Origin of the sequence: Mediterranea sp. An20 (assembly GCF_002160055.1) — a bacterium.
Lineage (GTDB): Bacteria > Bacteroidota > Bacteroidia > Bacteroidales > Bacteroidaceae > Bacteroides > Bacteroides avicola.
The window spans coordinates 284,792-305,323 of record NZ_NFJV01000001.1 but is presented as its reverse complement, the minus strand read 5'-3'; the positions used below and the strand labels follow the sequence as shown (position 1 = coordinate 305,323).

The window sequence follows — 20,532 nt, the reverse complement described above, 5'->3', positions numbered from 1 at the left end:
TGTGCATTTGCGTATGCGTCTTATTTCTTTTTCGGCAGGAAGCGTTTGGTCAGCCACTTGCGCACCGGTTCGTCATACCACTTCAGGGAAGCGTAGGCGAGCAGGATACTGCCCACATAGACTACGATGGCCACGGGCCAGATTTCGCCGAACGTATAGTATTCGTTTTTTATCAGCCAGGAATAGAAAAGATACATCACCGGATAGTGCACGGCGTAGAGCGGGAAGGAGATGTCGCCCGAGAACTTGCATATCTGCGTGGAGCGGCGGTCGGTGGTGCGGCCCGAAGCGGCCAGCCATACCAGAGCGGGGAATATAAAGAAGATGCAAAGGGCTTCGTAGATACCGTTGTAGATGACGGCTTCCGCCTTTCCTTCTACGTAAGGCACACAGAACAGTATCAAAAGCACGGCAGAGCATATCCAGAAAGCACCCCGCACCCCTTTCAGTGGCTTGAACCTGCGCGACAGCAGGATGCCCAGCGAGAAGGGGAAGAGCATGCGCAGCAGCCCGCCGAAGAAGTTCATGCCGTCCAGCGTCCAGCCTACGCCTATCATGCCGTAGCCCACCATATCGAACAACATAAACCAGGCCAGTCCCAACCCCGACAAGGCTACCAGCACGGTCAGTGCCTTGTTGCCTAAGCGGTGGATAAAGAGCGCGTAGAGCAGGTTGCCGATGTATTCGAAGAAGAGCGACCAGCTGGGACCGTTGAGCGGGAACATCTCGCCGTTGCCACGGATGTCATAGCAGGCACCCGGTGCGGCGGGAATGAAGAAGAGGGCACAGAGCAGGGCGAGCATGATGAGGGAGGTGGCCACATGCGTGCCGTCCCACTGTTCGCAGCCCTGCAATACGTAGAACACCACGCCCAGCACCGCGCCCATCACAATCATGGGATGCAGGCGGATGAGGCGTCGCTTGAAGAAATTGCCCAGAGTCATGGTCTTTCCCAAGCGGTCGTCGTAGGCATAGCCGATGACGAACCCCGAAAGGATGAAGAAGAAATCTACGGCCAGGTAGCCGTGGTTGATGACAGTGATGACAGTGCCTCCGGCGGCAAAAGACAGTCCCTCGAAAATGTGGTAGAACACCACCAGCAGGGCAGCTACCCCGCGCAGCCCGTCCAGCAGTTCGTAGTGGGGCTTGGAGTCCGCGTAGGCAGCGGAAGAAGGTCTTGACATAGCAGTTTGTTTTTTTGATGGTTAAAGATTAATTAAACGGCGACAAAGGTACGCATCTTCTGGCTGTAAGCATTTGTTCTATGACAAAAAAGTGATTCATTTTTTGCTTCGCAGCCGGCTCAGCGTAGGCAGGGTGATGCCTAAGTAGGAGGCGATATAACCCAGCTGCACACGCTGTATCACTTCGGGAAACTGGCGGCAGAATGATTCATAGCGTTGGGCGGCAGGCTGGGTGAGCCGCTCTTTGTGCGAGCGGTGCAGGCGCCGGTATTCGTTCTGGTGGATGATGCGTCCCCAGTTGGCCATCTCCAGGTTGGTGTGGAACAGGTGGCGCAGGTTGTCCAGCGTGATGCGGTAGGCTTCCGTTTCCTCCAGTGTTTCCACATATTCCTCGCTCGGTTTGTCATAGTATAGCTCGTCCATGCTGAAGACGATGCTGCCTTCGGAGGAAAACGAGGTGGTGATTTCTTCGCCGTTGACCAGCCAATAAGAACGTGTGATGCCCCGCTCGATGAAGAAAGCCGCACCGGTGCGCCGTCCTTCTGCCACCAGCAGGTGGCGTTTGGGGAAACGGCAGGGGGTAAGGCAGGCACGGAGGGCGCGTTCCGTGTCGGGCGAGAGGAGGAGGAGGGCATTGATATGTTGCAGGATTCTTTCCATAAGTATTCTTGATTCTGCTTACAAAATTACAGATTTGTTGCATATTTGTTGTACTGTGCGGAGAAAATCTTAACTGGCTGTATCGTCGGCTCTCTGCAGCCGGCTGCCGGGCGCTTCGGAGCTTGCTTTCAAGGGCTTCGGAACGGGCTTCTTATAGGTAAGGAGCAATGCGCTGTCTGACAGGTAGATATGCGTGAATGGAGAGGCCTCTTGCATGCCCGTGGGGAAGAGTGCGGATTCTTTCGGTGTTTCACGTGGAAAAATATCCATCCCGGCGCATGGTTTGCGCGGCACAATGTGTATCTTTGTAGGCAGAAATCAAAACGAGAAACAGACTCATGAAAACCCGGATTCTGACGGAGCGTGCCGAGATGGAGGCCATTATCGGCCGTTGCCCTTATTGCATGGTAGGCCTGACCGACGACCAGGGACGGCCTTATGTGTTGCCTATGAATTTTGCTTATGCCGACGGCGTGGTTTACCTGCATTCAGGCCCCGATGGAAGCAAAGTGCGCTTCTTGAATGAACGCCCGTGGGTGTGCCTGACTTTCAGCGAAGGGCACGAACTGGTATGGATGCACGAGCAGATGGCATGCAGCTACAGCATGAAGGCACGCAGCGTCATGTGCCGCGGACGGGCGCGACGGTTGGAAGACCCGGTGGAGAAACGGCGGGCGCTGGATGCGATGATGCGCCATTATACAGAGGCGGAATGCGGCTATTCCGAGCCGGCGGTGAGGCATGTCTTGGTTTGGGAGGTGCGGGTTGAAGAAATGACCGGGCGTTCTTTCGGCCTTCTGCCTTCGGAACTGTGACCTGTGGGGCTGCGGACAGCCTTTTGCGAAGAGGCTGCCGGACCGTGGAAAAGAGCCGGTCAAGGCCTCGGCGTGTTTCAAAAAAGGGCTTTTGCACACTTACTGCCTCGGTTTTTTAGGTTTTTTGCTGAATACTTCGTATTTTTGTGGCTGTTTATCAAGACTGAGAGACCGATGAGTCCATTGAACTTCACTCACATACTGACACAGGCCGTTGATGAGCTGTCGGCTCCCGAGAGCTACGAAGGGCTTTTCCTGCGGCATATCGAGGGAGATCCTCTGCCGTCGGGCCGTGCCTTGAGGCGTATTGTCGACCTGGCCCGTGCCATTCTTTTTCCGGGTTATTTCGGCAATTCAACGGTGAACAGCCGTACGCTTCCCTATCACATCGGTGTTAATATCGAGCAATTGTTTGAAGAACTGACAGGGCAGGTCCTGGCTGCGCTTTGCCTGGCCGACAACCGGGTCGAGGAGGGCAGAAACGAAGCCCTGCACCAGTTGGCCGCCGAACGTGCCGCCCGTTTTGTCAGCACCCTGCCCCGTCTGCGCCGCTTGCTGGCTGCCGACGTGCAGGCGGCGTACAACGGCGACCCGGCTGCCCACTCCTTCGGCGAGGTCATCAGCTGTTATCCTGCCATACGGGCCATCGGCAATTACCGCATCGCTCACGAACTGCTCCTGCTGGATGTGCCGCTCATCCCGCGCATCATCACCGAAATGGCGCACAGCGAAACCGGCATTGATATTCATCCCGGCGCGCAGATTGGCGAGTATTTCACCATCGACCATGGTACGGGCGTTGTCATTGGCGAGACGTGCATCATCGGTCGCAATGTCAAACTCTACCAGGGGGTTACCCTTGGTGCAAAGAGCTTTCCGCTCGATGCCGACGGCAACCCCATCAAGGGCATCCCGCGACACCCCATTCTGGAAGACGATGTCATTGTCTATTCCAATGCCACCATCCTGGGACGCATCACCGTGGGGCGTGGCGCCGTGGTGGGCGGTAACATCTGGGTGACGGAGGATGTGCCTGCAGGGGCACGCATTGTGCAGAGAAAGTAATTGTAGCTCGTGGCTCGTGGCTCAACTTGTAGCCGCAGTTCGCAGCTTGTAGCTAAAAAAAGATATATGGAACAAACCTTTGAGATGATTGCCAAGACCTTCCAGGGCTTGGAGGAAGTACTGGCCGCCGAGCTTACCGCTCTGGGCGCCGACAACATTCAGTTGGGCCGACGCATGGTGTCGTTTACGGGCGACAAGGAAATGCTCTACCGTGCCAACTTCAGCCTGCGCACTGCCTTGCGCGTGCTGAAACCCATCAGCCGTTTCACCGCTGCAGATGCCGCTGCAGTTTACGAGGCAGTGAAGAACATCGCGTGGGAAGATTACCTCGATCCGTCCAAGACCTTTGCCGTCGATGCCACCGTGTTCAGCGAAGAGTTCCGGCACTCCAAGTTCGTATCCTATCGGGTGAAAGATGCCATTGCCGACTATTTCCGTGAAAAGACCGGCAAACGGCCTAACGTCAGCATCACCAATCCCGACGTGCTGCTCAATATCCACATAGCCCAGACCGACTGTACCCTCTCATTGGACAGCAGCGGCGAGTCTCTGCACCGTCGCGGCTACCGGCAGGAAGCCGTCGAAGCTCCCCTCAACGAGGTGCTTGCGGCTGGCATGATTCTGATGACGGGCTGGCACGGCGAGTGCGACCTTATCGACCCGATGTGCGGCTCGGGCACTATTCCCATCGAAGCTGCCCTCATTGCACGCAACGTGGCTCCCGGAGTGTTCCGGCAAGGGTATGCCTTCGAGAACTGGCCCGATTTCGATGCCGACCTCCTGGAGACGGTCTACAACGATGATAGCCGCGAGCGTCCTTTTGAACATAAAATATACGGCTATGACAATTCTCCCAAGGCGCAGGCCATTGCCCAACGCAACGTGAAGGCTGCCGGTATGAGCCGCGACATCGTGCTCAAGCTCCAGCCTTTCCAACAGTTCGAGCAGCCTCGGGAGAAGTCGCTCATCATCACCAACCCGCCCTATGGCGAGCGCATCTCCAGCGACGATTTGCTGGGCTTGTACCGCATGATAGGCGAGCGCCTGAAACATGCGTTTGCGGGCAACACCGCCTGGGTGCTGTCGTACCGCGACGAGTGCTTCGATCAGATAGGCTTGAAAGCCAGTCAGCGTGTGCCGCTGTTGAATGGGGGACTGGAGTGTGAGTTCCGTAAATACGAGATTTTTGATGGTAAGTACAAGGAGTTCCGCGAAGGAGGTGAGACCCTTGACAAACCGCAGACCGACGACCGGCGTCCCGCCGCCCCGCGCCGCCCCGCACGTGCCGGTGAAGACAGACCCTATCGCCAGGCGGGAGGTGAGCGCCGGCGCACAGAACATGCCAACCGGGGTGCCCGTCGCGAAGAGAAGCCGGCACACCGTCCCGACCGGGGGACAGAACGGCGTCCGCGCTCGGGCGAATCCTATCCGGAGCGCAAACGCAGGGAGATGCAGGCTAAGAAAGAGAACCGTGATAATTTATAATCTGCTGATATGAACAAATTCATTAAAATTGCGTGCGCCTTTATGCTGGCGCCCGCCTTGCTTATGGCACAAGACAATACCGCGCCGCAGGAAACCACCGGCCTGCGGATGCCTACGCTGGAAGACTTGATTCCCGGCGGCGAGACCTATCGTTTTACCGACGACCTCTACGGGTTGCAATGGTGGGGAGATACAGCCGTGAAGCCGGGCATTGATTCGCTGGTGACAGTCAATCCTAAAAACGGTGAGGAGACGCTGCTCTTTACCCGTGAGAATCTGAACCGTGCGCTCGAAGCCGGGGGATGGGGTAAGCTGTCGCACTTGTATTCGCTGTCTTTTCCGTGGGAGGGAAAGACTGAGGTGTTGATACCGCTGCACGGCAAGTATATAACTTATGACTGGGTGGCAGGACAGGTGATTGCTACCCGCGAGACACCCGAGGGAGCCGCCAACGTGGATTATAACACGGAGAGCGGGCACGTGGCTTATACTATCGGAAATAACCTTTACGTGGACGGACAGGCTGTGACCGAAGAACCGGCCGGTGTGGTGTGCGGACAGAGCGTGCATCGCAATGAGTTCGGCATCAGCAAGGGAACCTTCTGGAGCCCTGAAGGCACGCTCCTGGCCTTTTACCGCATGGACGAAAGCATGGTGACGGAATATCCGCTGGTAGACATTACTGCCCGTGTGGGTGAGCCGAACCCTATCCGTTATCCCATGGCTGGCATGACCAGCCACCAGGTACAGGTGGGCATCTATAATCCTTCTACCCGGAAGACGCTTTACCTGGAGACGGGTGACCCTACCGACCGCTACTTTACCAACATCAGTTGGAGCCCGGATGAGCAGAGCCTTTATCTTATCGAACTGAACCGCGACCAGAACCATGCCAAACTCTGCCGGTATGATGCGCAGACGGGTAAGCTGGCCGAGGTGCTTTACGAAGAAGAGCATCCTAAGTATGTGGAGCCGCAATGCCCCATTGTCTTCTTGCCCTGGGATGATACAAAGTTTATCCTGCAAAGCCAGCGCGACGGTTTCAACCACCTCTATCTGTTCGACCTGACGAAGGGGAAGTATCCTGAAACCTATACGACGGACTTCGGCAGCCAGTACACGGCTCATTACGTGCATACGCAGCTGACCCAAGGTCCCTGGCTGGTGCAGTCGCTCTTGGGCTTTAACCGGCAGAAGAAGGAAATCTTCTTTGCGGCTACCAAGGAATCGCCCATGCAGACCAATATATATAAGATACGCGCGAAGGGAGGCAAGGTCACTGCGCTGGATAATGGCCAGGGAGTACACTCCGGCCGGCTTTCGGCATCGGGCACTTATCTCATCGACCGTTATTCTACGCCGGAGGTACCGCGCAACATCGACTTGGTGGCTACTTCTACCGGCAAGGCAACGGCACGCCTGCTTACGGCAGCCGACCCGTTTGAGGGCTTGGTAATGCCTTTGGTGGAGACTGGCACGATGAAGGCGGCCGATGACACTACGACCCTCTACTGGCGTATGCTGAAGCCTGCCGACTTCGACCCTGCCAGGAAATATCCGGTCATCGTCTATGTGTACGGAGGACCGCACGCGCAGATGCTCGCTGCCAACTGGATGTATGCAGCCCGAGGCTGGGACCTCTATATGGCCAACCGTGGATATATTATGTTCACCATTGACAACCGGGGCAGTTCCAACCGCGGACTGGCTTTCGAGAACTGTACCTTCCGCCACTTGGGCGTAGAAGAAAGCAAGGACCAGGCCAAGGCCGCCGAGTGGCTGAAAACATTGCCTTATGTGGACGGCAACCGCATCGGCGTACACGGATGGAGCTTTGGCGGACACATGACTACGAGCCTCATGCTGCGTTATCCCGACCTCTACAAGGTGGGCGTGGCCGGCGGACCGGTCATCGACTGGAAGTATTACGAGGTGATGTATGGCGAACGCTATATGGATACCCCCCAGGCTAATCCCGAAGGTTACGAAGGCAGTGACCTCAAGAAACTGGCTGGCAATCTGAAGGGACACCTGCTGATGATTCACGACGACCACGATGATACTTGCGTGCCGCAACACACCCTTTCCTTCATCAAGGCTTGCGTGGATGCCCGCACTTATCCCGACCTCTTCATTTATCCCGGTCATAAGCATAATGTAATGGGACGGGACCGTGTGCACCTGCACGAGAAAATTACACGCTATTTCGACGATTATCTGAAGTAAGTATTCAAACGAAAGACTGACAAAATATATATCTGCGATATGAACATATTATTACTTGGCTCGGGCGGCCGCGAACACGCACTGGCGTGGAAAATAGCCCAAAGCCCCAAGGTGAACAAACTGTATATCGCGCCCGGCAATGCGGGCACAGCACTGGTGGGCGAGAATGTAGACATCAAAGCCACGGACTTTACGGCTTTGAAGGATTTTGCCCTGACGCATGGCGTGGAAATGGTGGTGGTAGGACCCGAAGACCCGCTGGTGAAAGGTATCTACGATGATTTTGCCAACGACCCGCGCACAAAGCGCATCGCTGTGATCGGACCGTCGAAAGCCGGTGCCGCCTTGGAGGGAAGTAAGGATTTTGCCAAGGCGTTCATGCTGCGCCACGACATACCGACAGCCCGCCACCGGAGCATTACCCGCGAGAACCTTGAGGAAGGATTGGCTTTTCTGGAAACTTTGCAGCCTCCCTACGTGCTGAAGGCAGATGGATTGTGTGCCGGCAAGGGTGTGCTTATACTGCCTACGCTGGATGAGGCTCGTCGCGAATTGCAGGAGATGCTGGGTGGCATGTTCGGTGCGGCCAGCGATACGGTGCTGATTGAGGAATATTTGAGCGGCATTGAATGTAGTGTCTTTGTGCTGACCGACGGTCTGCACTACCAGGTATTGCCTGTGGCCAAGGACTACAAGCGTATTGGCGAAGGCGACCAGGGGCTGAACACTGGCGGTATGGGCAGTGTGACACCTGTGCCTTTTGCCGACGACGCTTTCATGCAGAAGGTGCGTACGCGCATCATCGAGCCTACCGTGCGCGGATTGCGCCAGGAGGGCATACTCTACAAAGGCTTTATCTTCCTGGGACTGATGAATGTCGGCGGGGATCCTTACGTCATTGAATACAATGTGCGCATGGGCGACCCGGAGACGGAAAGTGTTATGTTGCGTCTCAAGAGCGACCTGGTGGAACTGCTGGAGGGTGTACGTGACGGAGACTTGGACCGCCATGTGCCGGAAGAAGATCCGCGGACTGCCGTTTGCGTGATGCTGGTAAGCGGAGGTTATCCCGAAGCCTACGAAAAAGGAAAGCAGATGAATGGACTGGACGAAGCCATGGCTACGGGCAGCATCCTGTTTCATGCCGGGACAGCACAGAAAGAAGGCCAGACCGTGACTAACGGAGGCCGTGTGATAGCCGTTTGCTCTTATGGCGCTACGAAGGAAGATGCGTTGGCACAGAGTTATCGGGCTGCCGGGCTGATACAGTTCGACAAGAAGTATTTCCGTCGTGATATCGGTTTTGATTTGTAACCGGCCGGTCGTGCGTTAATCAAGGAGGTAGGAACCGGAATGGCTAAGAAACGATTCCAGGCAAATGTGGTCGCGGGCCGTTATACCTTGCCCGCGACTTTACTCATTGTCGTGGTATGCCGTGTAGTGGGGCAGGCTTTGTTGTCCGAACCCGGTTTGTCGGGCGGTGGCGGTACGTTGTGGAGGCAGTATGTATGTCTGTCGCCTGATGCGGCCTTTTACTGGGGCAGCTTTCTGCTGCACGTGGCAGTGGGGTGGCTGCTGATTGTGCTGAACAATGCCTATGCTTTCATTCGCACACGTGCTTCGTTTCAGACATCGGTCTATTTGTTGCTGATGACGGTGTTTGGCCTGGGCCTTTATGTGCCGCGTGCAGGCGATGTGGCTTCACTGCTGTTTGTTGTCTCATTGTTTTTCCTGTTCCGCTGTTATCGCAATCCCCCGGCGACAGGCGATTTGTTCCTGTCGGCTGTTTGCCTGTCGCTGGGTAGCTTAGCGGTGCCGCAGTTCCTATATCTGTTACCTCTGTATGTAGTCGGGGTTTACACCTTTCAGTCGCTTACTTTTCGTGGCTTCTTTGCCTTGCTGGTAGGCTGTGTGTTGCCTTATTGGTTCCTGTTGGCTCATGCTTACTGGTATGGGCAGATGGAGTTGTTTACGGCTCCCTTTCAGGATTTAGCTTGTTTTCAACCTTTGCTGGAAGGGCTGGATAGGCGGCGTTTGTTCCTGTTGGGCTATCTGTTTGTGCTTTATGCGGTGTCTGCAGGGCGTTTTCTTGCCAAGGGTTATGAAGATAAGATTCGTACGCGCTGTTACCTGCGTTTCTTCATTCTGATGGGCTTTTGCCTCTTTGTCTATGTGCTTCTCCAGCCAGTGACTGGTGAGCAGTTGGTTCCCGTGTTGCTGGTGTGCGTCAGCATTCTGGCGGGTCATCTGTTCGTGTTGAGTCGCGGGCGTGTGGCGAATGTCTTTTTCATCCTGGCCCTGTTGGGCGTATTGGCTCTTTTTGTCTATAACCTATGGATGCTTTCGTAGATACGCTGGTGCAAGTGCTGACAGATTGGGGATATGTCGGTCTGTTCATTTCTGCCTTGCTGGCAGGCAGCATTATTCCATTCAGTTCCGAGCTGGTGATGGGAGCACTGGTGGCTATGGGGTTGGAACCGTGGCTTTGCGTCCTGTCGGCCACGCTGGGCAACACGGCAGGCGGACTTACCTGTTATTGGTTAGGGCAGTTGGGGCGCATGGATTGGATAGAAAAATATCTGGGAGTGAAGCGCGAGAAAGTGGAGCGCATGCAGCATTTCCTGCAGGGGCGCGGAGCATTGATGGCTTTTTTTGCCTTCCTGCCTTTTGTGGGTGAAGCCATTGCCGTGGCATTGGGCTTTATGCGTAGTAATTTCTGGTTGACTACGGCATCAATGTTTGCGGGCAAGTTGGCCCGTTATGTAGTGATGCTGTGGGCCATTTTGTCTTTATATCCATGAATACGATTGTCCAGATGACTGCCGATGGCAGTCCCACACTTTTTGTCTCTGCGCTGGACGAGCACTACCATTCGGTGAAAGGTGCGCGTACCGAGTCGCAGCATGTTTTTGTCGATATGGGTTTGCATGCCTGCACTGCCCCTGCACCCCGGGTGCTTGAAGTGGGATTCGGCACGGGGCTGAACGCCCTGCTTACCTGGGAGGAGGCAGAACGTAGCGGTCGTTGCATACATTACACCACGCTGGAACTGCATCCCCTGTCGGCTGCCGACGTCGCCCTGCTGGACTATGGCGATGCCACCCGCCTGCGTCTGCTGCACGATGCACCGTGGGAAGAACCGCTTGCGTTGGGGCCTGTATTCACCCTGTTGAAACGCCGGGTCGATTTCACCTGCCTGTCATTGCCGGCCGGTGCTTTCGACGTGGTCTATATGGATGCCTTTGCGCCCGAGAAACAGCCTGAGATGTGGGGAGAAGACCGTTTTGCCCTCTTGTTCCATGCTCTTGCGCCGGGAGGTATCCTGACCACCTATTGTGCCAAAGGAGCCATACGCCGCCTGATGCAGCAGGTGGGCTTTGTTACCGAGAGACTTCCTGGCCCGCCCGGCGGCAAGCGGGAAGTGCTCAGGGCACAGAAACCTTTTTAATTTTAACGACTAAGGGTCTTATGATGAAATCAATACTTTCTATTTTCTGTCTGTGTCTGTTGCTGGCAGCCTGTTCGTCACGTACCAAACCGGCACAGGAAGCTGCCGATGACCAACGTCCGCTTATTACCGTTACCATTGAACCTCTGCGATACTTTACCGAGGCACTGGCTGGCGACCGTTTCCGCGTGGTAAGTATGGTGCCCCGCGGTGCCAGTCCCGAAACATACGACCCTACGCCCCGGCAGCTGATGGACTTGTCGGAAAGTGTCGGCTATCTGCGTATCGGCTACATCGGTTTTGAGCAGACATGGATGGAACGCTTGTCTGCCAACGCTCCTCATCTGCGATTCTTCGACCTGTCGCAGGGCATAGACCTTATCCGTGATGAGAGCCATGCCCATGAACACGAAGGACACGGACCTGCCGCCGGTGTGGAACCGCACATCTGGAACTCGGCACGCAATGCCCTGTGCATCACCAACCAGATTACGCAGGCACTCATTGCCCTCGACGCATCGGGCGATTCCGTTTACCGCCATCGTTGCGACAGCCTGCAAGCCGCTATCCAGCACACCGACAGCCTGTGCCGTGCGCTGCTGCAGCGTCCCGGTGCCGACCGTGCCTTCATGATTTACCATCCTGCCCTTTCCTATTTCGCGCGTGATTACGGCCTGCGCCAGATTCCCATTGAGGCAGGGGGGAAGGAGCCGTCGCCTGCTTATCTGAAGCTGTTGGTCGACGAATGCCGCGAGGCCGGAGTGCGCGTTATTTTCGTACAGCCGGAGTTCGACCGTCGCAACGCCGAGCTTCTTGCCCGGCAGACCGGCGCACAGATTATAGATATTAATCCCTTGTCCTATAACTGGCAGCAGGAAATGCTGCACGTGGCCCGGTCGCTTGCCGGAAAAGAAGAATAAAATGTCATGGAAGAGAAGAAACCTTTGATAGAGATAAAAAAACTGCAGGCTGCCTACGATGGCAAAACCGTGCTGCGCGACGTGAACCTTACGGTCTACGACCGCGACTTCCTGGGCATTATCGGTCCCAATGGAGGCGGCAAGACTACGCTCATCAAATGCATCCTGGGATTGTTGAAACCAGTGTCTGGTGAGATAATATGCCACTCTTGCCGTCCCGAAGGAGAGAAGACCGGGAAATTCCGAATGGGATACCTGCCCCAGTACACCGGCATCGACCGCAAGTTTCCCATTACCGTAGAAGAAGTCATCCTTTCCGGCTTGTCGGGCAGTAAACACCTTACGTCGCGTTACACCGCCGCCGACCGTGAGAAAGCCCGCCGGGTGATGGAACGTATGGGGCTGGAGGGGCTGGGCAACCGTCCCATCGGTGCCTTGAGTGGCGGACAACTGCAGCGTGCCCTCTTGGGCCGTGCCGTAGTGTCCGACCCGGAAGTCGTGATTCTGGATGAGCCGGCTACCTACTTAGACCGCCATTTTGAGGCGCGCCTGTATGAATTGCTGGCAGATTTGAACCGCGAATGCGCCATCATTCTTGTCAGTCACGACATCGGTACGGTGCTGCAACAGGTCAAATCCATCGCCTGCGTCAACGAAACACTGGACTATCACCCCGATACGGGCATTACCACCGAATGGCTGGAACGTAACTTCCAGTGCCCTATCGACCTGTTGGGACACGGCATGCTGCCTCACCGCGTGCTGGGGCAGCACCGTCATCCGTCTTAATCCACTAAGGCAAAGTCTAACTGTTTTTTCTCTAAGTTAGCGCGTGCCACCTGCACGGTGAGGGCGTCTCCCAAGCTGTAGACATGCTTTTTGCGTCGTCCGCGCAGGCAATAGTTTTTCTCGTCGTATTCATAATAATCGTCGTCGAGGTCGCGGATAGGAATCATGCCTTCGCACTTGTTCTCGTTCAGTTCCACATACAGCCCCCACTCGGTGACGCCCGATATGACACCGTCGTACGTCTGCCCTACGTGCTCCTGCATGAATTCCACCTGTTTGTATTTCACGCTGGCCCGTTCGGCGTTGGCTGCCAGTTGCTCCATGTCGCTGCTGTGTTCGCACAAGGCTTCATATTTCTTTTCGCTTACCGTGCGTCCGTGTTCGTCCAGGTACTTGGTGAGCAGTCGGTGCACCATCATGTCCGGGTAGCGTCGGATGGGCGAAGTGAAGTGCGTGTAGTAGTCGAACCCCAGCCCGTAGTGTCCGATGTTGTGTACTGAGTAGCGTGCCTTCTGCATGGCGCGGATGGATACAGTCTCTATGAGGTTTTCTTCCTTTTTGCCCTTTACATCCTTCAGCAGGCGGTTGATAGACTTAGAGAGGTCAGTCTGGCTTCCTGCCGTGCGCAGTTTATAGCCGAAGCGCCCGATGAATTGCGCCAGGTTGTCCAGTTTCGAAGGGTCGGGCAATTCGTGGATACGATAGGGGAATATCTTGGCTTTTTTTCCCTTGGGCACCTTGCCGATGGTTTCTGCCACAGTCCGGTTGGCAAGCAGCATGAACTCCTCCACCAGCTTGTTGGCATCTTTCGACTCCTTGAAATAGACGCGCAAAGGTTTGCCTTTCTCATCAATCTCAAATTTCACTTCGATGCGCTCAAATTCCAGTGCCCCGTTGGCAAACCGTTTTTCGCGCAGTTGTTTGGCCAGGCGGTCCAGTTCCAGCAACTCAAACTTATAGTCGCCCTCGCCCGTTTCGATGACCTGCTGTGCCTCTTCGTAGGTGAACCGGCGGTCGCTTTTGATGATGGTATGCACGATGCGCGAAGCCCGCACCTCGGCTTTATCGTTGAGGGTGAAGATGACACTGTAAGCCAGTTTCTCTTCGTCGGGACGGAGGGAGCAGAGCAAGTTGCAGAGACGTTCGGGCAGCATGGGGATGGTGCGGTCTACCAGATAGACCGATGTAGCGCGCCGTTCGGCTTCCTTGTCGATGACGGTACCTTCTTTTACGTAGTAGGTCACGTCGGCAATATGCACGCCCACTTCCCACAGCCCGTTGCCCAGACTGCGGATAGACAGCGCATCGTCAAAGTCTTTAGCATCTTTGGGGTCGATGGTGAAGGTAGTGACGGCGCGGAAGTCTTCGCGGCGGGCAATCTCTTCAGCAGGAATTTCGTCGGGTATCTTGTCGGCGGCAGCCTCCACGTTCTTGGGATAACTATAGGGCAGGCCGAACTCTGCCAGGATGGCATGCATCTCCGTATTGTTTTCGCCCGCCCGTCCCAATATGTCCATGACCTGTCCGATGGGGTTCTTCGCCTTGTCGGGCCATTCGATGATTTTCACCACAGCCTTGTCGCCCGTTTTCCCGCCTTTCAGCTTGTCTTTGGGAATGAATATGTCGTTGGCGAGCGTGCGGTTTTCCGTCAGCAGGAAAGCATACCCCTTGGTTACTTCCAGCGTGCCCACAAAGGTGTCGTTGGCTCGTTCCAGGATTTCCAGCACTTCGCCTTCGGCGGCCCTGCCCCGGCGCCGTGCAAAGTAGGCGATGCGCACGCGGTCGTTGTTCATGGCATGGGCCGAGTTGCGTTCGGCGATGAAGATAGGGTCGCCTCCGTCGTCGGGGATAAACGAGTTCTTGCCGTTGCTTTTGCGGACAAACCGTCCTGTCATTTCCACGCCGCGCTGGTGCAGGTGATATACGTGTCGCTCAGTTTCGTTGATGTAGTCTTCCTCTTTCAGGTCGGCGAGTATGTCCATGCAGAGCATCTTCAGCGGGTGAGTGGTGAGATGTAGCTGTTCGAATATCTTCTTCAGGGTCACGTTTTCGTTACCTTTTGCCTGGAAGAAGTCCATCAGCAGGTCGGTGAGCTGCTTTTTGTTCATGCGCTTACCTGCTTTCTTTTCTCGTTTTTCTTTTTTCTTGCCCATGTGTTGTTGCATTATTCTTTGCAAAGCTAACAAATAATTGCGTTTCGTAGTTCACCGAAAGGGTAAAAAATACGCCCGGCAGTGATGAATTCCGACTGCTGCTTCTGCCGTCTTGCTGAAGCGGTGAGCCGGGAGTTTTGCTTCCCTGCTTACAATTTATTACCTGCATCGAAAAAAACGGGTGAAATGCGGTTTTTTATAAACGGTTTTAGTTCATGTTTCACAATATCTGCATGATATACAGCAGATTGATAATTTTCAAAATCCGATTTTTTATAAATGAAAAACAAGGTGCATTTCCGGTGCATTTTGCAGGAAAGAGACCTTACCGTCCAAGTAAGACAGACTTCCTTCACACCTTCACCGCCCCACAAACACCTACTGTACAAAGGATTGCTGTGAAAGATACCTCCTTCACCCTGCTTTCACACATCCGGCATGGGCTACTTGCGAAACTTGAATAACAAATAAACAGTAAGAATTTGATGTATAATCGACTAAAAAGCCTAACTTTGTGGAAATATCAAAGAGATTATGACTAAAGATACAGATAAACAAGCAATTGATAACTTGGTAGATAACTTCCGTGGTTATGCGGTGCTGCTTCGTAAAATCAAGCAGCGGGTATTGGTTGCCCAACAACGGGCGATTTATGCAGCCAACGAAGAAATGCTCAGAATGTATTGGGATATTGGAGGCATGTTGCAGCAAAGTCAAGATGCAGACGGATGGGGCAAGAAAACCTTGCAACGGCTGGCAGAGGATTTGAAGAACGATTATTCTGAAATAAAAGGCTTTACTGTACGTAACATGCAATATATGGTGCAGTTTTTCAATGAGTATAATCAGGAACTTACGATGATAAAGAGAACTGCTTCTTCAATTGCGAAATCAGTGATTTCGCAATTGGATGAATATAACTTCACCCTCCCCATCAAACATCTGGATTGGACGCACAATCTTGTATTGATAAAACAGGTCAAAGACATTCGTGCTCGTTACTGGTATATGGTGCAGAGCATTTCCAATCATTGGACGACACGCTATCTGCAAGAAGCCATCAAACTTGATGATTATGGCAAGCATGGAGCGTTGGCAAACAATTTCACCGCGACCCTGCCTGCTCCCGAAGCGAACGATGTGAAATCGATGCTCAAAGACCCGTATATATTCGATATGCTGACCTTTACCGACCAATACAATGAGCGTGATGTGGAAATCGGTTTGGTGAAGCATGTAGAGAAATTCCTTGTAGAAATGGGTGCCGGCTTTGCCTTTATGGGGCGGCAGTATCATATCGAGGTTTCGGGTGATGATTACTATATTGACATACTGATGTACAATGCGTTTCTGCATCGTTATCTGGTAATTGAGTTGAAAGATACGGAGTTCATGCCGGAATATATCGGTAAACTGAACTTTTACTGTTCCGCAGTGGACGATATTCTTTGTCGGGAGGGAGATAACCGAACCATCGGATTGCTACTTTGTAAGAGCAAAGACCGTATCAAGGCTGAATATGCTTTGCGTGACATTCAGAAACCAATCGGCATATCCGACTACGAATTAGGGCAAGCCTTGCCGAAAGATTTCCGTGGCAGTTTGCCTACGATTGAGGAAATTGAGAAAGAATTGGAATCTGATAAACAGAACTAAGATGATATACTTTGCGCGGGTTAGAAGTGTGCATTTCCACATCCTGCCCTGCATGCACTGACATCTTCGAAGAGGTTGAATCTCGCACGTCTGACTCTTTCTTACTTCGCACACCCGGCAACCCTATTTATGTTGTCTTGCCGAAGCGGTGAACCGGGAGTTTTGCTTCCCTGCTTACAATTTATTACCTGCATCGAAAAAAGCGGGTGAAATACGTTTTTTTATAAACGGTTTTAGCTCATGTTTCACAATATCTGCGTGATATACAGTAGATTGATAATTCTCAAAATCCGATTTTTTATAAATGAAAAACAAGGTGCATTTCCGGTGCATTTTGCAGGAGAAAGACCTTACCGTCTATGTAAGATCCATTTCCTTCATGCCTTATAACGAGCACAAAACCTTATGTATAAGCGAAATATGGTGAAAGATGCCGGTTCCATGCCGTTTTCGTACCTCCGGTGGAAATCGCAGATACCACAGACCGGACAAGTTTTTGCCGGTTTTCTTCTTATACTTTGAAAGCAGATGGCTAAACGCTTGGAAGCGGATGGCTAAGCGCTTGGAAATACGCTGCTTTGTATGGACAAGGTTGTGAAAGATGCGTGAAGGATGTATCCTTCACATCAATTCCTTGTGTTTCAGGTGTTTGAATGACGGTGAAGGCGTGAAGACTGTTTGGAGGAAAAATATTCAAGGAGGGGTGAAACCTCGGACAGGTGGCTGGAAACAGGGCGATGCATAGAAAATGCATACAGGCAGATGCCTGAAAAACTGAAAGTGAAGGTTGACTTTCTAAAGTGGATGTTTATGCCGCTAATTCTTAGGTTTACACTGCCAACCCTTAGGTTTACACTGCCCAAAAAGCTGTTTCGTGCAGATGCCGGTGGGTGCAGAGGCGGCGTTATTGTCAAAAACGCCCTGAAACCGTACCATGCAAGGCAGAATATGCTATCTTTGCACCGTCTTTATGAAGTAAAGGAGAAAAAGGACGTATGGATACAGAGAAAGTGCAAACTGAGGAAAACACCCGGCGCGAGCGGGAAATCTACCGGGTGACGCTGTCGGGCAGCGTGGTCAACTTTGTGTTGCTGCTCTTCAAATTCTTTGCAGGCATCGTGGGCCACAGTGCGGCGATGATTGCCGATGCCGTGCATTCGCTGTCGGACTTTGTGACGGACATCATCGTGCTGGTGTTCGTGCGCATTTCTTCCAAGCCGGAAGATGAGGGGCACGACTATGGTCACGGCAAATACGAAACCCTGGCTACCGCCCTCATCGGCCTCTGTCTTTTTGTGGTGGGAGTAGGCATCTTCTGGAACGGGGCACAATCCATCTGGCACGTCATCGGAGGGGGCACGCTGCCCGAACCGGGCATGCTGGCACTGGCAGCAGCCGTCATCTCTATCGTATCGAAGGAGATACTCTACCAATACACCGTCTATGTAGGACGCAAAGTGCAGTCGCAGGCCGTGGTGGCCAATGCCTGGCATCACCGCAGCGATGCGTTTTCGTCTATAGGCACTGCGTTGGGCATCGGCGGTGCCATTCTGTTGGGCGACAGCTGGCGGGTGCTCGACCCCATTGCCGCCGTTGTCGTCAGCTTCTTTATCGTGAAGGTATCGGTCAAACTGCTGGTGCCTTCGCTGAACGAGTTGCTGGAGAAATCATTGCCTGCCGAGGTGGAGAACAAAATCAACGGGATTGTCCTCTCATACCCCGGCGTCACTTCGCCCCATCATCTGCGCACTCGCCGCATAGGCAACAGCTATTCCATCGATTTGCATGTGCGCATGGACGGGCAGTTGTCTCTGGAGGAAGCTCACCGGCGCGCCACAGCCATCGAGGACCGGCTGCGTGAGGAGTTTGGCAAGGGGACATATATCAGCATTCATGTGGAACCGATTAAAAGCAATCCCCTTACCGGAGAGAGCGGCACCAGATAAAATAGCATGCAAACAGAGAGCTGAGGGTATCGGCATGGAAACGCGGTTGTCATGCTGCATCAGGGAACTTCCTCGCTTGAATAAATGATATTCAACCGTTACTTAGACAAATGAAGAAAAGTATTCTTATCACCGGCGCGAGCGGCTTTATCGGCAGTTTCCTCGTGGAGGAAGCCCTTCGCCGAGGCTTTGACACATGGGCAGGCGTGCGCCGCACAAGCAGCCGGGTTTATCTGACGGACCCGCGCATCCGTTTTATCGAACTGGACATGGGCCACCGCGATGTGCTGGAAAAACAACTGATGGAGCACCGCCGCACGGAGGGATGCTTCGACTACGTGGTGCATTGCGCCGGTGCCACCAAGTGCATCGACCAGGCAGACTTCGACCGGGTGAACCACGTGCAGACGTGCAACCTGGTGGACATGCTGGTGGAGTGCGGCATGACACCCCGGCAGTTTATCTTCATCAGCACGCTCAGTGTGTTCGGGCCTGTGCATGAACGCGACTATCGCCCCATCACCGATGCCGATACCCGCCTGCCCAATACCGCCTACGGACGCAGCAAGCTGAAAGCCGAACAGTATCTGGAAAGTCTGGAAGCGTTCCCCTACGTCATCTTCCGCCCGACCGGTGTCTACGGCCCCCGCGAGCGCGACTACTACGTGATGGCGCAGAGCATTGCCCGCCACATGGACGTGGCTGCCGGCTTCTGCCGCCAGGACCTGACCTTCGTCTACGTGGCCGACGTGGTGCAGGCCGTCTTCCTGGCCATCGACAAGGGAGTGGAGCGCCGTGCCTATTTCCTGTCTGACGGACAGGTGTACAGCAGCCGCACTTTCTCCGACCTTATTATCCGCGAACTGGGAAATCTGTGGGTTCTTCGCCTGAAGTTTCCTTTGTTTGCGTTAAAATTCGTATCTTTGTGCGCCGAATGGGGAGCGAAGCGCCGGGGAAAGACCAGCACGCTCAACCGCGACAAGTATAACATAATGAAACAACGCAACTGGCGATGCGACATCACCCCCGCTGTCCGTGAACTGGGTTATGCCCCTGCTTACGACTTGGACCAAGGTGTGCGCCTGACCATTGCGTGGTATAAGGAAAATAAATGGCTTTAGACATCTTCAAGCGTGTAGAGACCTACAAGGGACTTTTTGCGATAGAGAAAATATCTCTGATATATAACCTGCTGACATCTGTGCTGATAGTCTTCCTTTACGACCGGATGGACCATCCCGACCAGATGCTGTGGGACCGTGCGCTCATTGCCCTTGTCACTTTCGTACTGATGTATCTCTACCGGCTGGCTCCCTGTAAGTTCTCGGCCTTCGTGCGGGTGGTCATACAGATGTCTCTGCTTTCCTACTGGTATCCGGACACGTTTGAGTTCAACCGCCTTTTCCCCAACCTCGACCATGTGTTTGCCGCGGCCGAGCAGGCGTTGTTCGGTGGACAGCCAGCCATCTGGTTCAGTCATTGCCTGCCGCAGATGTGGGTAAGCGAACCGATCAACTTGGGCTATTTCTTCTATTACCCCATGATGCTCATCATCGTGTTGTGGTATTTCATCTGCCGTTACGACCTGCTGGAGAAGATATCCTTTGTCATCATCACCTCGTTCTTCATCTACTACCTCATCTATATCTTCGTGCCCGTGGCAGGTCCCCAGTTCTATTTTCCCGCTATCGGTGCCGACAACGTATCACAGGGTATCTTTCCGGCCATAGGCGATTATTTCAACCATCACCAGGAGTTGTTGCCCGGTCCCGGCTACGAGCACGGCTTCTTCTACAGCCTGGTAGAGAGTTCGCAGCAAGTGGGTGAACGTCCCACGGCCGCCTTCCCCAGTTCGCACGTAGGCATCTCCACCATCCTGATGATTATGGCGTGGCGCGGCAGCCGCTGGCTCTTTGCCTGCCTGATGCCGTTCTACCTGCTGCTGTGCGGTGCTACGGTCTATATCCAGGCACACTACGTCATCGATGCCATCGCCGGGTTCTTCTCTGCTTTTGTGCTTTATTGGGCGGTGACTTGGATGTTTAAGAAGTGGTTTGCGCGGCCGGGGGTGTGGACGGGGTATCCGGTGGTGGAGTAGGCCATTGGCATAAACCTAACAGGCATTCATGAAACAACGCGCGGACTATGCAGGCTGGTTCCGGCATAATCCGCGCGAAAATAAAGT

Annotated in this window: 18 protein-coding genes; 14 read left to right on the top strand and 4 right to left on the bottom strand. The window is 53.9% G+C overall.

The annotated features are described in order from the left end of the window. Positions 1-20: 20 nt before the first annotated feature. The 3 genes from B5F34_RS01280 to B5F34_RS01270 all read right to left on the bottom strand — a co-directional run bounded on the left by B5F34_RS01280 (position 21) and on the right by B5F34_RS01270 (position 2,114). Complete coding sequence (locus tag B5F34_RS01280; protein WP_087334216.1) at positions 21-1,184, bottom strand: acyltransferase; 1,164 nt, start codon at positions 1,182-1,184, stop codon at positions 21-23. A gap of 96 nt (positions 1,185-1,280) precedes the next feature. Continuing rightward, a complete protein-coding gene (locus B5F34_RS01275) occupies positions 1,281-1,844 on the bottom strand; it encodes a Crp/Fnr family transcriptional regulator (RefSeq protein ID WP_087334213.1) in 564 nt (187 codons plus the stop codon). A gap of 69 nt (positions 1,845-1,913) precedes the next feature. Then, positions 1,914-2,114 carry a hypothetical protein gene (locus B5F34_RS01270; protein WP_087334211.1) on the bottom strand — a complete coding sequence of 67 codons (201 nt, stop codon included), beginning with the start codon at positions 2,112-2,114 and terminating at the stop codon, positions 1,914-1,916. A gap of 68 nt (positions 2,115-2,182) precedes the next feature. Here B5F34_RS01270 and B5F34_RS01265 point away from each other — a divergent pair, with 68 nt between their 5' ends. The 10 genes from B5F34_RS01265 to B5F34_RS01220 all read left to right on the top strand — a co-directional run bounded on the left by B5F34_RS01265 (position 2,183) and on the right by B5F34_RS01220 (position 12,592). Beyond that, entirely contained in the window at positions 2,183-2,659 is a 477-nt protein-coding gene (locus B5F34_RS01265; RefSeq protein WP_087334209.1) for a pyridoxamine 5'-phosphate oxidase family protein, read from the top strand. A gap of 174 nt (positions 2,660-2,833) precedes the next feature. Further along, positions 2,834-3,724: a serine acetyltransferase gene (locus B5F34_RS01260; RefSeq protein WP_087334207.1), complete on the top strand. Its 891-nt coding sequence runs from the start codon at positions 2,834-2,836 to the stop codon at positions 3,722-3,724. 66 nt (positions 3,725-3,790) lie between these two features. Continuing rightward, on the top strand, positions 3,791-5,209 hold the full coding sequence (locus B5F34_RS01255; RefSeq protein ID WP_087334205.1) for a THUMP domain-containing protein: 1,419 nt from the start codon (positions 3,791-3,793) through the stop codon (positions 5,207-5,209). A gap of 63 nt (positions 5,210-5,272) precedes the next feature. Then, complete coding sequence (locus tag B5F34_RS01250) at positions 5,273-7,435, top strand: S9 family peptidase (protein ID WP_239448740.1); 2,163 nt, start codon at positions 5,273-5,275, stop codon at positions 7,433-7,435. A 39-nt stretch (positions 7,436-7,474) separates the two neighbouring features. After that, on the top strand, positions 7,475-8,749 hold the full coding sequence (gene purD / locus B5F34_RS01245; protein WP_087334201.1) for a phosphoribosylamine--glycine ligase: 1,275 nt from the start codon (positions 7,475-7,477) through the stop codon (positions 8,747-8,749). A 39-nt stretch (positions 8,750-8,788) separates the two neighbouring features. Continuing rightward, a complete protein-coding gene (locus B5F34_RS01240; protein WP_087334199.1) occupies positions 8,789-9,784 on the top strand; it encodes a hypothetical protein in 996 nt (331 codons plus the stop codon). After that, positions 9,769-10,236: a YqaA family protein gene (locus B5F34_RS01235; protein ID WP_087334197.1), complete on the top strand. Its 468-nt coding sequence runs from the start codon at positions 9,769-9,771 to the stop codon at positions 10,234-10,236. Before B5F34_RS01240 ends, B5F34_RS01235 begins: the two co-directional genes overlap by 16 nt. Beyond that, complete coding sequence (mnmD, locus tag B5F34_RS01230; RefSeq protein WP_087334195.1) at positions 10,233-10,883, top strand: tRNA (5-methylaminomethyl-2-thiouridine)(34)-methyltransferase MnmD; 651 nt, start codon at positions 10,233-10,235, stop codon at positions 10,881-10,883. Before B5F34_RS01235 ends, mnmD begins: the two co-directional genes overlap by 4 nt. A 23-nt stretch (positions 10,884-10,906) precedes the next feature. Then, positions 10,907-11,803 (top strand): zinc ABC transporter substrate-binding protein, encoded by an 897-nt coding sequence (locus tag B5F34_RS01225; RefSeq protein ID WP_087334294.1) that lies wholly within the window; start codon positions 10,907-10,909, stop codon positions 11,801-11,803. Between the two features lie 6 nt (positions 11,804-11,809). After that, positions 11,810-12,592 carry a metal ABC transporter ATP-binding protein gene (locus B5F34_RS01220; protein ID WP_087334193.1) on the top strand — a complete coding sequence of 261 codons (783 nt, stop codon included), beginning with the start codon at positions 11,810-11,812 and terminating at the stop codon, positions 12,590-12,592. On the opposite strand, the gene rnr is transcribed toward B5F34_RS01220, so the two are convergent. Continuing rightward, the gene (rnr, locus tag B5F34_RS01215; protein ID WP_087334292.1) at positions 12,589-14,745 is read right to left on the bottom strand and encodes a ribonuclease R; all 2,157 of its coding nucleotides are present in this window, start codon (positions 14,743-14,745) and stop codon (positions 12,589-12,591) included. The genes B5F34_RS01220 and rnr overlap by 4 nt on opposite strands. Before the next feature lie 534 nt (positions 14,746-15,279). On the opposite strand from rnr, the gene B5F34_RS01205 reads away from it, so the two are divergent. The 4 genes from B5F34_RS01205 (at position 15,280) to B5F34_RS01190 (ending at position 20,445) form a co-directional block, all read left to right on the top strand. Then, entirely contained in the window at positions 15,280-16,401 is a 1,122-nt protein-coding gene (locus B5F34_RS01205; protein WP_087334189.1) for a PDDEXK nuclease domain-containing protein, read from the top strand. 995 nt (positions 16,402-17,396) lie between these two features. Then, the gene (locus B5F34_RS01200; protein WP_087334187.1) at positions 17,397-18,347 is read left to right on the top strand and encodes a cation diffusion facilitator family transporter; all 951 of its coding nucleotides are present in this window, start codon (positions 17,397-17,399) and stop codon (positions 18,345-18,347) included. Positions 18,348-18,457: 110 nt separating this feature from the next. Beyond that, positions 18,458-19,468 (top strand): NAD(P)-dependent oxidoreductase, encoded by a 1,011-nt coding sequence (locus B5F34_RS01195; RefSeq protein WP_087334185.1) that lies wholly within the window; start codon positions 18,458-18,460, stop codon positions 19,466-19,468. Continuing rightward, positions 19,459-20,445 (top strand): phosphatase PAP2 family protein, encoded by a 987-nt coding sequence (locus B5F34_RS01190; RefSeq protein WP_087334183.1) that lies wholly within the window; start codon positions 19,459-19,461, stop codon positions 20,443-20,445. The genes B5F34_RS01195 and B5F34_RS01190 overlap by 10 nt, the downstream gene beginning before the upstream one ends. The last annotated feature ends 87 nt before the right edge of the window (positions 20,446-20,532 follow it).

What these genes read in the sequence shown, in the direction of transcription:
- B5F34_RS01250 (WP_239448740.1), top strand. Translation starts at nt 5,273, where the DNA reads ATGGCACAAGACAATACCGCGCCGCAGGAAACCACCGGCCTGCGGATG.
- B5F34_RS01260 (WP_087334207.1), top strand. Translation starts at nt 2,834, where the DNA reads ATGAGTCCATTGAACTTCACTCACATACTGACACAGGCCGTTGATGAG.
- purD (WP_087334201.1), top strand. Translation starts at nt 7,475, where the DNA reads ATGAACATATTATTACTTGGCTCGGGCGGCCGCGAACACGCACTGGCG.
- B5F34_RS01240 (WP_087334199.1), top strand. Translation starts at nt 8,789, where the DNA reads ATGGCTAAGAAACGATTCCAGGCAAATGTGGTCGCGGGCCGTTATACC.
- rnr (WP_087334292.1), bottom strand. Translation starts at nt 14,745, where the DNA reads ATGGGCAAGAAAAAAGAAAAACGAGAAAAGAAAGCAGGTAAGCGCATG.
- B5F34_RS01235 (WP_087334197.1), top strand. Translation starts at nt 9,769, where the DNA reads ATGGATGCTTTCGTAGATACGCTGGTGCAAGTGCTGACAGATTGGGGA.
- B5F34_RS01220 (WP_087334193.1), top strand. Translation starts at nt 11,810, where the DNA reads ATGGAAGAGAAGAAACCTTTGATAGAGATAAAAAAACTGCAGGCTGCC.
- B5F34_RS01255 (WP_087334205.1), top strand. Translation starts at nt 3,791, where the DNA reads ATGGAACAAACCTTTGAGATGATTGCCAAGACCTTCCAGGGCTTGGAG.
- B5F34_RS01200 (WP_087334187.1), top strand. Translation starts at nt 17,397, where the DNA reads ATGGATACAGAGAAAGTGCAAACTGAGGAAAACACCCGGCGCGAGCGG.
- B5F34_RS01205 (WP_087334189.1), top strand. Translation starts at nt 15,280, where the DNA reads ATGACTAAAGATACAGATAAACAAGCAATTGATAACTTGGTAGATAAC.
- B5F34_RS01265 (WP_087334209.1), top strand. Translation starts at nt 2,183, where the DNA reads ATGAAAACCCGGATTCTGACGGAGCGTGCCGAGATGGAGGCCATTATC.
- mnmD (WP_087334195.1), top strand. Translation starts at nt 10,233, where the DNA reads ATGAATACGATTGTCCAGATGACTGCCGATGGCAGTCCCACACTTTTT.
- B5F34_RS01190 (WP_087334183.1), top strand. Translation starts at nt 19,459, where the DNA reads ATGGCTTTAGACATCTTCAAGCGTGTAGAGACCTACAAGGGACTTTTT.
- B5F34_RS01195 (WP_087334185.1), top strand. Translation starts at nt 18,458, where the DNA reads ATGAAGAAAAGTATTCTTATCACCGGCGCGAGCGGCTTTATCGGCAGT.
- B5F34_RS01275 (WP_087334213.1), bottom strand. Translation starts at nt 1,844, where the DNA reads ATGGAAAGAATCCTGCAACATATCAATGCCCTCCTCCTCCTCTCGCCC.
- B5F34_RS01270 (WP_087334211.1), bottom strand. Translation starts at nt 2,114, where the DNA reads ATGGATATTTTTCCACGTGAAACACCGAAAGAATCCGCACTCTTCCCC.
- B5F34_RS01280 (WP_087334216.1), bottom strand. Translation starts at nt 1,184, where the DNA reads ATGTCAAGACCTTCTTCCGCTGCCTACGCGGACTCCAAGCCCCACTAC.
- B5F34_RS01225 (WP_087334294.1), top strand. Translation starts at nt 10,907, where the DNA reads ATGAAATCAATACTTTCTATTTTCTGTCTGTGTCTGTTGCTGGCAGCC.